Annotated in this window: 10 protein-coding genes and 1 pseudogene; 7 read left to right on the top strand and 4 right to left on the bottom strand. The window is 67.4% G+C overall.

The window, feature by feature from the left end:
- Window positions 1-91: 91 nt before the first annotated feature.
- On the bottom strand, window positions 92-1,840 hold the full coding sequence (locus C457_RS04995; RefSeq protein ID WP_008092493.1) for a flippase activity-associated protein Agl23: 1,749 nt from the start codon (window positions 1,838-1,840) through the stop codon (window positions 92-94).
- Between the two features lie 108 nt (window positions 1,841-1,948).
- On the opposite strand from C457_RS04995, the gene ribH reads away from it, so the two are divergent.
- From ribH to C457_RS04980, 3 genes are all read left to right on the top strand, one after another.
- The gene (ribH, locus tag C457_RS04990; RefSeq protein WP_008092491.1) at window positions 1,949-2,353 is read left to right on the top strand and encodes a 6,7-dimethyl-8-ribityllumazine synthase; all 405 of its coding nucleotides are present in this window, start codon (window positions 1,949-1,951) and stop codon (window positions 2,351-2,353) included.
- Window positions 2,350-3,504 carry a pyridoxal phosphate-dependent aminotransferase gene (locus tag C457_RS04985; RefSeq protein ID WP_008092489.1) on the top strand — a complete coding sequence of 385 codons (1,155 nt, stop codon included), beginning with the start codon at window positions 2,350-2,352 and terminating at the stop codon, window positions 3,502-3,504. Before ribH ends, C457_RS04985 begins: the two co-directional genes overlap by 4 nt.
- 214 nt (window positions 3,505-3,718) lie before the next feature.
- On the top strand, window positions 3,719-4,237 hold the full coding sequence (locus C457_RS04980; RefSeq protein ID WP_049913386.1) for a type IV pilin: 519 nt from the start codon (window positions 3,719-3,721) through the stop codon (window positions 4,235-4,237).
- 88 nt (window positions 4,238-4,325) lie between these two features.
- On the opposite strand, the gene C457_RS04975 is transcribed toward C457_RS04980, so the two are convergent.
- The 3 genes from C457_RS04975 to C457_RS04965 are packed head-to-tail and all read right to left on the bottom strand — an operon-like array spanning window position 4,326 to window position 7,582.
- Window positions 4,326-5,471 carry an ABC transporter permease gene (locus tag C457_RS04975; RefSeq protein ID WP_008092486.1) on the bottom strand — a complete coding sequence of 382 codons (1,146 nt, stop codon included), beginning with the start codon at window positions 5,469-5,471 and terminating at the stop codon, window positions 4,326-4,328.
- On the bottom strand, window positions 5,468-6,133 hold the full coding sequence (locus C457_RS04970; RefSeq protein WP_008092484.1) for an ABC transporter ATP-binding protein: 666 nt from the start codon (window positions 6,131-6,133) through the stop codon (window positions 5,468-5,470). The genes C457_RS04975 and C457_RS04970 overlap by 4 nt, the downstream gene beginning before the upstream one ends.
- 6 nt (window positions 6,134-6,139) lie before the next feature.
- Entirely contained in the window at window positions 6,140-7,582 is a 1,443-nt protein-coding gene (locus C457_RS04965) for a hypothetical protein (protein ID WP_008092482.1), read from the bottom strand.
- A 157-nt stretch (window positions 7,583-7,739) separates the two neighbouring features.
- Here C457_RS04965 and C457_RS04960 point away from each other — a divergent pair, with 157 nt between their 5' ends.
- From C457_RS04960 to C457_RS21130, 4 genes and pseudogenes are all read left to right on the top strand, one after another.
- Complete coding sequence (locus C457_RS04960; RefSeq protein WP_008092480.1) at window positions 7,740-9,659, top strand: DEAD/DEAH box helicase; 1,920 nt, start codon at window positions 7,740-7,742, stop codon at window positions 9,657-9,659.
- A 108-nt stretch (window positions 9,660-9,767) separates the two neighbouring features.
- Window positions 9,768-11,012, top strand: a complete 1,245-nt coding sequence (gene rbcL / locus C457_RS04955; RefSeq protein ID WP_008092479.1) for a type III ribulose-bisphosphate carboxylase — start codon at window positions 9,768-9,770, stop codon at window positions 11,010-11,012.
- Between the two features lie 278 nt (window positions 11,013-11,290).
- Window positions 11,291-13,021, top strand: a pseudogene (locus C457_RS21135) (cache domain-containing protein); the annotation flags it as partial.
- Window positions 13,016-14,239: a methyl-accepting chemotaxis protein gene (locus C457_RS21130; RefSeq protein WP_394295174.1), complete on the top strand. Its 1,224-nt coding sequence runs from the start codon at window positions 13,016-13,018 to the stop codon at window positions 14,237-14,239. The pseudogene C457_RS21135 and the gene C457_RS21130, both read left to right, overlap by 6 nt.
- The last annotated feature ends 29 nt before the right edge of the window (window positions 14,240-14,268 follow it).

Below are 14,268 nucleotides of genomic sequence, written 5' to 3'. Positions count from 1 at the left end.
ATATAATCGGTGCAGAAGACGCAGAACGAGCCGGGCGCCCGCACGCGTCGGGCGCGAGGAAAATCGGGTCGTCAGACGCCGGCGGCCGGCGTCAGCCCCGCGTCTCGTTCGCGGCGGCGAGGGCGTCCTCGTCGATGAAGACGACCACGTCTTCGCTCCAGAGCTTGAAGGCGTGCTGGCGCGCGACGTAGCCGTCGAGTTCGGATTCGAGTTCGGTTCGGTCCCATTCGTAGGCGATGACGACGGGCGGCGCGTCGGCGGTCACCTCGGAGACGTTCGCGTCCGGCGCGCTACTGGTGCGCTCGACGCCCGAGCCCTCGAAGTACCACGGGAGCGGGAGTCGGCTGTGCCACGATGGCCCGCCGAGCGGGTTCGACTCGTTGGAGACGTAGAAGTGCGTCTCGTCGCTGTCCGGCGGGTGGGTCCCGTACAGGAGCACGTCGGTTCCGGGGTTGGCGGCCGAGACGCGCTCCACGTCGTCGAGCGTGGCCTTGAGGTCGTTTTCGGGTTGGGCCCACTGGAGCACCTCCTTGTCCTCGTCGGTCGAGGCGTTCCAGTAGTCGACGTTGGCGGCCGCGACGCCGCCGACCGAGGCGACGAGCACGAGTACCGCGAGGCCGACGCCGACCGTGTCCTTGGCGTCAAGCGCCTGCACGCCGGAGCGGAAGACGAACGCCGCGCCGACCGCCGCCGGGACCGCGAGCGGGACAATCGCGTGGACGACGACCCACGGCGCTTGGATGTCGGTCGCCAGCGGGTAGCCGAAGATGCTCACGACGCCCCAGTAGGTCGCGAAGGCGACGAGCCAGCGAACCCGGCCCGCGACGACGCCGTACCGGTCCACGACGATGCCGACGAGCGCGAAGACGATGAGCACCGGCGCGCCGTAGACGAACGTCTCGAGGAAGTCCTTCAGGTACGGGAGGTACTCGTGGGACTGGTGGCTCCCGCCGAGCCAACTGCCGAACATCTCGGAAACCGCGCCGACGGTCCCGGCTCTGAGGACGGGCAGAACCGCAGTTGAGCCGCCGAGCGCGTTCCAGAGGTCGGGCCGCGGCGCGTAGAAGAAGACGAAGACGGCGAGGAACGCGAGCAGGCCCCCGAGGACGCCGACGGCGTACCGAACCCCGCCGTAGCCGAGACTGCCGGCCCCGCGTGCGCGAAGTCGGTCGCGGATGCTCGCGGGCAGTTCCGAAAAGAGGATGTCGCGGGCGGACTCGCCGGCCGAGGTCCGAGCGAGCAGTCGGTGGTCGAAGACGAGGAACGCCGCCCCGAGGAAACACGCGAGGTAGACGACGTAGTTCTCCTTCGCCGCCGACCCGGTCGCGAAGGAGACGCCCGCGGGGATGAGGTAGGCGAGGCGGCCGGTGTCGTACGCGCGGACGACGAAGCCGAGCGCGACGAACGAGAAGGCGGCCACCAGCACGTCGTTGCGCATGAACCGCGAGTAGTAGACCAAAATGGGGTTCGCCGCGAAGAAGAGCGCGAGCGCGACCATCTCGTCGCGGCGGAGATGCTCTCGGAACAGCCAGACCGAAAGCGGGAGCAGGCCGCCGACGAGCGCCACGGGGAGTCGAGCCGTGAAGTCGGTCGCCGGAAGGACGGCGAAGAGATAGTCGTTGACGACGGGGAGAAACGGGCCGTGGATGATGGGCCGGTAGGAGAACTCACCGGTCTCGTGATAGCGCAGAATCCAGTAGCCGACGCGGCCTTCGTCCCAGTGGAAGATTCGGCCGCCGAGGTCGACGAGGCGGACGAGGAGGGCGACGACCACCGCGCCCGAAAGCGCCAGGAGGGCACGGGACCGAGTGACCGTCTCGGTCCCACTGTCAGTACTCATGCCCACCCATCGCAACGCCGACAATACAACTTTTGTGCTTGCCCGTCGCCGGAGACCAAATTCGGTCGGTGTCGGTAGTTCTTTTATCCGAGGCGGGAAGGGTCGGCCATGGTCTCACTCGGACTCGTCGTGGCCCGATTCAACTCGTCGGTCACGGAGCAGATGGAGGAGGCGGCCCGCGACGCGGCCGCCGAGCGCGACGCGGAGGTGGTCGAGACGATTCAGGTCCCCGGCGCGTACGACTCGCCCCTCGCGGCCGACCGACTCGCCCGCCGCGACGATATCGACGCCGTCGCCGTCGTCGGCGCAATCGTCACCGGCGACACCGACCACGACCGCGTCATCGCCGATGCGACCGCGAAGTCGCTGACGGAGGTCTCGCTGGACCGCGACAAACCCGTCTCGTTCGGCGTCTCCGGCCCCGGCATGAGCGGCGCTGAGGCACGCGAGCGCGTCAGCAAAGGTGCGGAAGCGGTTTACGCTGCGACTGATATGGTGGAGGCGTTGGCATGAACTTCGATTTCAGCGACCGAGTCGGCCGCGTCGAACCGAGCGCGACGCTCGCCATCTCGAACCTCGCGAGCGAACTGGAAGCGCAGGGCGAAGACGTGGTCGACCTCTCGGTCGGCGCGCCGGACTTCCCGACTCCGGACAACATCACGCAGGCGGCGAAGGACGCGCTCGACGCGGGACACACGAGCTACACCTCGTCGAACGGAATCCCGGAACTCAAGGAAGCAATCGCGGCGAAACTCCGCGGGAACGGCGTCGACGCCGAGGCCGACGAGGTCATCGTCACGCCCGGCGGGAAGCAGGCGCTCTTCGAGACGTTCCAGACGCTCGTCGACGACGGCGACGAGGTCGTTCTCCTCGACCCCGCGTGGGTCTCCTACGAGGCGATGGTGAAGCTCGCCGGCGGCACCCTCAGCCGCGTCGACCTCGCACAGCACGACTTCAGGCTCGAACCCGCACTGGACGAACTCGCCGAGACGGTCTCCGACGAGACGAAGCTCCTCGTCGTCAACTCCCCGTCGAACCCGACGGGCGGCGTCTTCTCCGACGCGGCGCTCGAAGGCGTCCGCGACCTCGCGGTCGAACACGACTTCGCCGTCATCTCCGACGAGATTTACGAGCGCATCGTCTACGACGGCTTCGAGCACACCTCGCTGGGCTCCCTCGACGGGATGGAAGACCGCACCATCACCATCAACGGCTTCTCGAAGGCGTTCTCGATGACCGGCTGGCGGCTCGGCTACCTCCACGCCCCGTCGGACCTCATCTCGCAGGCCGGTAAGCTCCACTCGCACTCGGTCTCCTGCGCCGTGAACTTCGTCCAGCACGCCGGCGTCGAGGCGCTCTCGGAGCGCACCGACGACGACGTCGAGGAGATGCGCCAGGCGTTCGAGGCCCGCCGCGACATGCTCGTGGACCTCCTCGCCGAACACGACGTTGATGTCGCCGTCCCGAAGGGCGCGTTCTACATGATGCTCCCCGTCGACGACGACGACCAGGCGTGGTGCGAGGGCGCGATTCAGGACGCGAAGGTCGCGACCGTCCCCGGCAGCGCCTTCAACGCCCCGGGCTACGCCCGTATCTCCTACGCCGCGAGCGAAGAGCGACTCCGCGAGGCCGTCGAGCGCCTCGCCGAGCACGACTACATCTGAGCCGCCCGCGGCGACCCGATTTTTCCACCGTCGTATCGAGCCCCGAGAGCGCGTACTGGCAACTAATCTGACAGTGTGCTAGGGATGAACGTGATTTTTGTTGTCGTATCTTCGGTTAGATTTATGTCCACTACCACCTAGGTACTACTCGTACATACCGCTCTTCGGGTGGGTTCTCCGCGGACGGTCCGCGTATGTATGGAGCATACAACTCATGAAAATAAGACAACTACTAGCAGACGATGGTGCAGTCTCGCCGGTCATCGGCGTGATTCTGATGGTCGCGATTACGGTGATTCTCGCGGCCGTTATCGGGACGTTCGTCCTCGGACTGGGTGGGCAGACGGCGACCGCTCCGCAGGCGAGTTTCAGTTTCGACTACAACAACAACTCCGCGAATGCAGCCGGCGGTGACGGTGTGGAGGGGGACGTACTCAAGATCACTCACGAGAGTGGTTCACAAATTGCGGCCGCTCGGCTCTCAGTGGCGATTACTGGTGCAGTAGACGGTTCAGGAAATAGTGAGTCACTCGACACCAATAAGCCAGACATCCCAGACCCGATGAATGCCGGTAAAACAATTGAGATCAACGACAGTTCATTCGGTCTAGCCGCGACAGACGCACCAGGAGATGACATTAACCTCGCAGGTGCGACGGTCCGCGTCGTCTGGACCGACGAGTCTGGTTCGAGTTCCGCGACTCTCCAGAGATGGTCTGGACCCAACGCGTAACCAACTTCAAAAAATTTCGCAGTAATCAGCCACTACGTGGCTGACGGCGACCCCAATTTTCATCAGAATTCTCCACCCAGAGTCCCAACTACTTCCGAAGCGCCTCCACCGGTCGCTCGTTGGCCGCCTTCCACGCCGGGTACAGCCCCGAGAGGACGCTGGTGCCGACGCCGAACCCGACCGCGAGGACGATGTAGAGGAGGTTCGCCGCCTGGAAGGTCGCAAGCGGGTCGTTCAGGACGAACGCGTTGAGCGCGACGCCCGCGCCGACAGCGAGTATCGCGCCGATGACGCCGCCGGCGACGCCGAGCAGGCCGGCCTCGGCGAGAATCATGCGAATCACGTCGCCGCGCTGGACGCCGACGGCGCGGAGGACGCCGATTTCCTGGCGTCGCTCGATGGTGCTCATGAGCATGACGTTCAGGATGCTCACGCCGGCGACGACCAGCGAGATGGAGCCGATGCCGATGAGGAAGGCGTTGAGGATGCCGAAGAACTCGTTGATGCCCGCCGTAATGGACTGGAGTTCGAACACCGAGACGCGCTCTTCGCGCTCGTTGAGGGCCTCGCGGATGGCGACCGCCGACTCGTTCGCGGCCTGTCCGGAGTCGGCGCTGACGACGACCTGCGAGTAGCCCGTGCCGTTTACGTCCTCGACGGGGACGATGACGGCGTTGTTCGGGCTGACCAGCGAGATACCCTGCTGTTCGGCGAGCACGGCCGAGACGCGGTAGGTCCGACCGTCGACGGAGATGGTGTTTCCGGGCTCGACGTCGAGCAGGCCGGCGGTGCCGGAGCCGACGAGCGCGCCCTGTCTGAGCCGGTCGGGGATGCGGCCCTCTTCGGCCTCGTAGAGCGCGCCGGGGTCTTCCATCCCGTAGACCGTTGTGACGGTCTGTCGATCACCTCGCGAGACGAGTTTCGACTCGGAGCGGACGGGGACGACCGCGCCGTCGGTGACCGCGCGACGAATCTCGTCGACGTCGCGCTCGGTGAGCTCCTCGATTCCCTCCTGGAAGTTGGGCGAGACGCTGATCTCGTTGCCGATGTCGCCGAGCTGCTGGGTCGCACCGGTACGGAGCGTCGTGCCGAACATGCCGAGCGACGCGATGGCGAGGACGCCGATGATGATGCCGAGGACGGCGAGCCCCGAGCGGATGCGGTTGCGCGAGAGGTTCCGACGCGCCATCAACAGCGCGGGGACGCGCCGGAAGAGGTCGTCGAGGACGCTCACTGTATCCTCCCGTCGATGAGTTCGACCGTTCGGTCCGCGTAGTCGCCGATTTGGGGGTCGTGGGTGACGGCGATGACCGCCACGTCGTCCTCGCGGCGAATCTCGTCGAACAGGTCGAGGACGCTCCGCCCGGTCGCCCGGTCGAGGTTCCCCGTCGGCTCGTCGGCGAGGAGGATGCGCGGCTCGTTGATGAGCGCCCGCGCGATGGCGACGCGCTGTTTCTGCCCACCCGAGAGCTGGTCGGGCCGGTGGTCGAGTCGCTCGCCGAGGCCGACGCGTTCGAGCAGGCGCGTCGCCCGGTCGCGGGCGGTCGGGTCGTCGCCGAACAGCGTCGGCATCTCCACGTTTTCCAGCGCCGACAGCGTCGGAATCAGGTGGAAGCTCTGGAAGATGAAGCCGATAAAGCGCTTTCTGTGGACCGTCATCTCCCGGTCGGAGAGGTCGGTCACGTCCTGTCCGTCGAGGTAGACGGTCCCTTCAGTCGGTGTGTCGAGGAGGCCGAGGACGTTCAGCATCGTGGACTTCCCGCTCCCGGAGGGTCCCATGACGGTGACGAACTCGCCGGGGTCGGCGTGGAAGTCCACGTCCTTGAGCGCCTCGACGACCTCGCCACCGGTGTCGTAGCGCTTCCAGACGCGTTGGAGTTCGATGATGTGGTTCATCTCGAATCAGCGTCGTCTGTAGGCGTAGATTCCGACGCCGACCACGACGAGGAGGGCGACGAGGCCGCCGACGAGGAGGAGCGTGGTGCCGAGACCGCCGCCGCCGTCGTTCGAGTCGACGGGTTGCGAGAGGTCGCTCACGTCCACCGTCGTTTCGACGGTCCGCTCACGGCCGTCGGCGAGGTAGGTCACCTCGACCGGGACGGAGGCCACGCCGTCGTCGACGGTGGCGTAGAGGTCGAACGAGGCGAAGTCGCTCGCGGGCACCGAGCCGACGAAGTACTCCTTGTAGGGGCGCTCGGGGGTGACGCCGTCGGTCGGGACGACCCGGACGACGACGCTCTGGGCGTCGCTGAGGCCGACGTTGCTCGCGCTGCCCGAGATATGTATCTTCCCGTCTTCGCGCTCCACGTCGACGCCGGTGAGCGAAATCCGACCGGGGGCGGCGACGTAGTCGATGGTCGTCGCCGCGGAGCCGTCGCGCCCGCCGGTCTCGTAGTCGGCGACCACGTCGAGCGTCGCACGGTCGACCGACGAGACGTTCAGTCGGACGGTCCGGGTGGACTCGGCCGCGACGGTTCCGACGGGGTTCCCGACGACGGTCGCGTCGCCATCGCGAAGCGAGAGGACGAGGTCTTCGAGGGGCGCGTTGCCGAGGTTCGTCACGTCGACGACGACCGCGGGGCGAGCGCCGTCGCCGAGGGTCGCGTCGAGGCGGACGTTCTCTCGGAGTTCGTCGGCGGCGAGCGGCGCGGTGGTCGTCGTCGTCCGGGCGTTGCCGTCGGCCGTGGTGTAGCGCAGCGTCGCCGTCACCTCGGAGTCGGTCGCGCCGGGCGTCACGTCGAACTGGAACGTCTGGGCCTGTCCGGAGTCGAGGCGCGGGACGACGCGGGTGTCGTTCCGCACGGTCGCGTCCTCGGCGGCCACCGACAGCCGAAGGTTGCGCGCCACCTCGTCTTCGCCGTTCGAGACGGTGACTTGCACGGGCGTCTCCGTGCCGATGACCGCGTCACCGACCTCGACGGTCACCTGCGGACCGCCCTCGCGGACGCGGACGACGACGGGGTACTGGAGTCGCTGGACTTGGCCGTCGCTCCGGCCGACGACGGTCACGCGGAGGTCGTAGGTCCCCGCGTCGGCGAGTCGGACGGAAAGCGGGATTTGCAGGTCGCTCCCGGGCGGAATCGTCCCGAGGTCTTCGGCCCGCGCGAGGTCGTTCGAGCCGCTCGCGGTGCGGACGTACACGTCCGTCACTTGGAGGTTCGACGGGCTGTTCTGTGCGTTCTGTACGATAGTCGAGAGGATGAACCGCTCGCCCGGCGTCGGCTGTGCGGGCGAGACGGAGACGTCGTCGATGTAAGCGGTCGCCTCCGCGCCGAGCGTCGGTGCCGGGAGTCCGGCGAGCACGACGACGACGAGAAGGGCGACCGGGAGGGCGCGCCTGCTCATGTTTATCACTCCATATATCGAGCAGGCGACGGAAATACCTGCCGTGGCTGACGGTCGCACGAGGCCGAACGTCTCGGCTCGGTTCGGCGGGCCGTCGGTCGGCGAACCCCCGCTCGGCGAAGGTACTTATGTGAGTCCGCCACCAGAACGGTGACAGATGCGCGTGCGTGACCTCCCGCTGTCGGCGGCCCTCGTCTCCCACTACGAGTCGAACGGTATCGAGGAACTCTATCCGCCGCAGGCCGCCGCGGTCGAGGCGGGCGTCGCGGAGGGCGGCCGCGTCGTCGCCGCCATTCCGACCGCCAGCGGCAAGACCTTCATCGCGGAACTCGCCATGCTCACCGCCGAGGGGCCGGCGCTCTACATCGTCCCGTTGCGCGCGCTCGCCCGCGAGAAGTACGAGACGTTCGACCGACTCCCCGGCGTGAGCGTCGGCATCTCCACCGGCGACTTCGACGCGGACGAGGCGGAACTCGGCGACCACGACATCGTCGTCGCCACGAGCGAGAAGGTCGACTCGGCGATTCGAAACGGCGCGCCGTGGGTCGAACGCCTCGCCTGTGTCGTCGTCGACGAGGTCCACCTGCTCGGCGCGCCGGGCCGCGGGCCGACGCTCGAAGTCACGCTGGCCACGCTCCAGCGCCGCGTTCCGGACCTCCAGCTCGTCGCCCTCTCGGCGACCGTCGACAACCCCGAGGTCATCGCCGACTGGCTCGACGCGGCGTTGGTCGAGAGCACGTGGCGGCCCGTCTCGCTCCGAACCGGCGTCTACGCCGACGAGACTGTCGAGTTCGACGACGGCACCGACCTCGACGTGGTCGTCCCCCCGACCGGCCCGAACGACGACGAGGCCACCGAGGCGACCGTCGCGCTCGTCGAAGACGCCGTCGAGACTGGCGGACAGTGTCTCGCGTTCGTCCGGTCGCGCCGCGAGGCCGAGGCGCTCGCCGACCGCCTCGCCGGCGAGGACCTCTCGCCCGCGCCCGCCCTCGGCGACGAACTCGACGAACTCGGCGGCACCGCGACCGGCCGCCAGCTCTCGGAGTGCGCCCGGACCGGCGTCGGCTTCCACCACGCCGGCCTGCGGAGCGCCCACCGGGTCGCCGTCGAGAACGCCTTTCGAGACCGCCGGCTCGCGGTCATCTGCGCGACGCCGACGCTCGCCGCCGGGGTGAACGTCCCCGCTCGCCGGGTCGTCATCCGCGACCAGAAGCGCTACACCGGCGACTCGATGGCGTGGATTCCCGTCCTCGACGTGCACCAGATGTGCGGCCGCGCCGGCCGCCCGCACCTCGACCCGTTCGGCGAGGCGGTCCTCGTCGGCGACGCGGACACGAAAGCCGAGCTGTTCGACCGCTACGTGACGGCCGACGCGGAGGCCGTGGACTCGCAGTTCGACGACCCCGAGGCGCTCCGGACGCACGTTCTCTCGGTCGTCGCCTCCGGGTTCGCCGACAGCCTCGACGGCGTCGCCGACGTGTTCTCGGCGACCTACTACGCTCACCAGAATCCGAGCGTGGACCTCGCGGAACTCGTCGCCGACGTGGTCTCGGAGCTCGAAGCGATGGAGCTCCTCGACGCGACGGGGGGGACGCTGTCGGCGACGACGCTGGGCGCACAGACCTCCAGACAGTACGTCTCGCCGACGACCGGGGCGCGCATCGTCTCGGGCATCCGCACCATCGAGACGATGGCCGACGAGCACGTCACCGCCCGGACCGCCCTCGAGATCGTCTGCGACACGCCGGACATGCACGACACGTACCTCGGCAACCGCGAGCGGGCGCTGATGTACCAGTACGCCCGGAGCCACGCCGCGGAGTTCACCACCGCGATGCACGACGCCGACCCCTTCGAGGAGTGGCTGACCGCGGTCAAGACCGCCCGCATCCTCCACGAGTGGACCGAGGGCTCGGACATCGAGGAACTCGTCGAGCGCTACCGAATCGGGCCGGGCGACGTGGAGTCCCGCGTCGAGCGCGCCGAGTGGTTGCTGGGCGCGGCCGACGCGCTCTGTGCCGCCCTCGACACCGACGTGCCGGAGTTCCGCGAGGTCCGGGCGTTGCTGTCGCCCTGACGCGGGAGCCGAATCCCCCGCTCTGCGCCGAGCCGCGTCTCCTCGCGTCGAGGGGGCAAAGTCGCTTCGGGATGCCGTTTTAAGCTTCGCGGGAGCGTAGGCGAAGCTATGGGTATCACGTACGAAGACTTCCTCGACCTCGAGTACGAACCGACCGACGAGGACCTCGTCTGCACCTTCCGCATCGACCCCGCGACGGGGATGTCGACGGAGGCGGCGGCGAGTCGCGTGGCCTCGGAGTCCTCCAACGGCACGTGGGCGGCCCTCCAGACCGGCGCGGACTTCACCGACATGGGCGCGACGACGTTCGACATCGACGGCGACCTGATTCGGGTCGCCTACCCCGCCGGACTGTTCGAACCCGGAAACATGCCGCAGGTGCTGTCGTGCATCGCCGGCAACATCATGGGTATGAAGGCGGTCGATACGATTCGGCTCCTCGACTGCGAGTGGCCCGAGTCGGTCGTCTCGTCGTACCCCGGTCCGCTGTACGGGTCGTCGGTCCGCGAGGAGGTATTCGGCGTCACCGACCGCCCCATCACGGCGACGGTCCCCAAGCCGAAAGTCGGCCTCTCGACGGCGGCGCACGCGCAGGTCGGCTACGACGCGTGGGTCGGCGGCGTCGACCTCCTGAAGGACGACGAGAACCTGACCGACCAGGCGTTCAACCCCTTCTCCGACCGCCTCACGGAGTCGCTGTCGCTCCGCGACGACGCCGAGGACGAGACGGGCGAGAAGAAGTCCTACCTCATCAACGTCACCGCCGACACCCAGACGATGCTCGACCGGGTCGACGAGGTGGCCGCGCAGGGCGGCGAGTACGTTATGGTGGATATCATCACCGCGGGCTGGGCGGGCCTCCAGACCGTCCGCGAGCGCACCGAGAAACACGGCATCGCAATCCACGCCCACCGCGCCATGCACGCCGCCTTCGACCGGCTCCCGTCCCACGGCGTCTCGATGCGGGTGCTCGCGCAGATAAGTCGCCTCTGCGGCGTCGACCAACTCCACACCGGCACCGCCGGCCTCGGCAAGCTCGCCAACGAGGACACCGTCGGCATCAACGAGTGGCTCGCGGGCGACCTCTACGGGATGAACGACGTGCTGCCGGTCGCCTCCGGCGGGCTCCACCCCGGCCTGCTCCCCGACCTACTCGACGCCACGGGGACGAACGTCTGCGTCCAACTCGGCGGCGGCATCCACGGCCATCCCGACGGCACCCGCGCGGGCGCGGTCGCGCTCCGGTCGGCCATCGACGCCTACGTCGAGGGGCGGTCCATCTCGGCGGCCGCCGAGGAGACGCCCGAACTCGCCGTCGCCCTCGATAAGTGGGGGACGGAGACGCCGCGGTAGGGGTGACGAGGCGGCGCGACCGCCGCCGCGGCCGCAAGTGTTGCTAGTTCGTGACAATCTCCAGAGAAGCGTTGAGTCAGTACTACAATATCGAAGAGGGTCCCCTCGTCATTCCACGGGCCCCGAAGTGGTTCGGGGCTCGAATATCGTCGATAATAATTGGCGGGTGAGCTTTATACGGTTGTTTTTTCAGAGCTAGATTCAGAGCTATTCGGACACACACCCGGCTGCTCGGCGTGTATTGGGGGATGCCGGGGTTCGCCGATATCAACTAAACCATGAAGATACGAACGAAACTTATCGCGCTGTGTCTCGCCATCTCGCTGCTACCCGTGGCAGTCGTTGGCGTCGCAGGCGTCCAAGGAATGTCAAGTATTGGTGATTACGCACAAGAACAGAGCGAGGCGACGCTCGAAGCGCAGATTACCGGCGAGTTGAACCAAACCGTCGCCGCCCGGCAAGAGGAGATACAGAACCTACTCGACGTCCGCCGAATCGACGCGCTCGCGCTGGCGGACTCGGCGCCGGTACAGAACTACGAAGCCGCCCGGGCGGGCCAGATGGAACTCGTCCAGGAACAGAGCCAGGCGCAGTTAGGGTACATGGCGCTCCAGATGCGTGCGACCGTCGAGACGACGAAAGAGACGGTGCTCGCGAACCAGTACGGCGGCCGGGACTGGGAGGAACTCACTTCGGCAGAGCAACAACAGGTGAAAGACCAAGTCGAGGCGCGAATCGCCGGAACGGCCGGAAACGGCGTCCAACAGAGTGGAACGCTCTCTGACGCGTTCCGACCGGGCTACGTCGGGTCGACCGGCTACGCGTTCGTCCTGAACGGCGACCTCGACTTCGTCGTCCACCACAGCCTCGAAGACGGAATCAACGCCGTCGACGACACCGAGATACAGGCGTTCAATCAGGTGCCCGCCGAAATCGAGTCGAACGCCGCCGTCCGCAACGGCGAGGACTGGGGCATCGTCGAGTACGAGTGGGAAGACACCACCCAAGCGGGCAACCCCGTCGAGGAGAAGTTCGTCGCGTACGCCTACCACGAGGACTTCGACTGGGTGCTCGCGCCGAGCGTCTACTACTACGAGCTCCAGACGGCCGCCGTCGCCGACGCCCGCGGCCAGATTAACGACTCGTTCGAGAGCTACCTCAGAACGCGCTCCGTGACTATCGACGGCGAGGAGCGCCCCGCCTACGACGAGATTCTGTTCACCGACGAAAACGGGCAGGGAGTCGTCCAAACGGTTCGCACGGAAGACGGCATCACCACCCGTTCGGTGTCCGACGTCTCCTACGCCGAAGAGGAATGGTTCGAGACCGCGACCGGGCTTCAGGAGGGTGAAATCCAGGTCAGTGAGGTGGTACCGACCGACGACGGGGCCACGGTCTACGTCACTACGCCGGTCTACCACGGGGGCGAACTCACGGGGACTATCACGCTCCAGTTCAACTTCGACCTCCTCAACGTGCTCATCGACGACATCCAGGTCGGTGAGAGCGGTCACATGACCATCGTGGGCGAAGGGGGCACGCTCCTGACCGATTCGAAGGAATCGCTCGGAACCGTCGAGGGCGAAGTCGCCGAGAACCTCTCGGCCGGCCTCGTCCAGCGCGGCCTCACCACCTACGAGACGGCCGGCGAAAGCGGCGACTCGGACCGGTACTTCGTCGGGTACGCGCCGCTCCACTTCGGCAACGGACAGTACAAACTCGTCGCGACCGTCCCCGAGTCGGACGTGACGGGGCCGGTCAAACAGCTCGGACAGGCGATGAACAGTCGGGCAGACACCTCCCGGAACGTCATGCTCCTGTTAATCGTCGGTATCATCGTGGTCGTCGTCGGCGTCGGCTACGTCGCCGCGCGGTACTTCTCGGAGCCGATAGAGGCGCTTCGGGACCGCGCGCAGTCGCTCGCCCGCGGGCGGTTCGACGACGACGAAGCCATCGACGCCAACGACGACGAACTCGGGGAGCTCGTCGAGGCGTTCGACGACATGCAGGCGAACCTCCAACGGCAGGTCTCGGCGCTTCGAACCGCCGGAACGGAGCTCGGCGACGGCAACCTCGACCAGAACCTCCGGACCGACCTGCCCGGCGAGTTCGGCGCCATCATGACCGACCTCGACACGGGGATTCAGAAGCTCCAGGACGGCTTCGTCGAGGTGCAGTCCGTCGCCGACGAGTTCGCGGCGGTGAGCAACGAGACGGTGTCGAGCGCGAAGGAAATCGAGTCCGCGAGCCAGGAGACCGCGCGGTCGGTCGAGGAAATCGCTCACGGCGCGGAACAGCAGACCGAACGGCTCCAGACGGTCGCAAACGAGATGAACGACCTCTCTGCGACCATCGAGGAGGTCGCCGCCTCCGCCGACGGCGTCGTCCAGTCGGCGAATCAGGCCGTGTCGCTCGCCGACGAGGGGCGCGAACACGCCGCGGAGGCGACCGAGGAGATATCTACCATCGAGACCGAGGCCGACGAGGCGGTCGAGCGGGTCGAAGCCCTCGGCGAGCAGGTGGGCGAAATCAACGAAATCGTCCAACTCATCAACGACATCGCGGAGCAGACGGACCTGCTCGCGCTCAACGCATCCATCGAGGCGGCCCGCGCGGGCGAGGCCGGCGAGGGCTTCGCCGTCGTCGCCAACGAGATCAAGGCGCTGGCGAAGGAGGCCAGTCAGGCCACCGACGACGTGGAAGCCCGCATCGACGAGGTGCGCGACCGCGCCGACGACACGGTCGACGACATGCAGTCCATGCAGGAGAGCGTCGAGAGCGGCTCCGAGACCATCGGCGACGCCATCGAGATGTTCGACCACATCTCCGGGGCGATTCGCGAGGCCGAACACGGCGTCGAGGAGATTTCGCAGGCGACCGAGAACCAGGCCGTCTCGACCGAGGAGGTCGTCTCGATGGTCGACGACGTGTCGAGCGTGAGCGAGGAGACGACCTCGGAGACGGCGACGGTCTCCGCGGCGACCGAAGAACAGACCGCCGCGATAAACGAAGTCACGCGGAACATCCGGCAGGTGTCGAAGTCGGCGGAGTCGCTCAAAGACCTCGTCGGACGGTTCGACGTCGGCGACGCCGGCGGAAGCGGGCGCGGCGGCGACGCTCCCGCGTCGGTCGGGACGTCCCCCGACGGGTCGCCGCCGTCGGGACCACAGGCCGTCGCCGACGGGTCGGGTGACGCGGCGGGTCCCGCCTCGCCGTCGGACGACTGAACTGTCGCCGACGCGCGACACCCGCCGTC

It is taken from the genome of Haloferax prahovense DSM 18310 (assembly GCF_000336815.1).
GTDB lineage: Archaea > Halobacteriota > Halobacteria > Halobacteriales > Haloferacaceae > Haloferax > Haloferax prahovense.
Note: the sequence above shows the minus strand (reverse complement) of the source record. Positions and strands in the feature narration are given on the sequence as shown.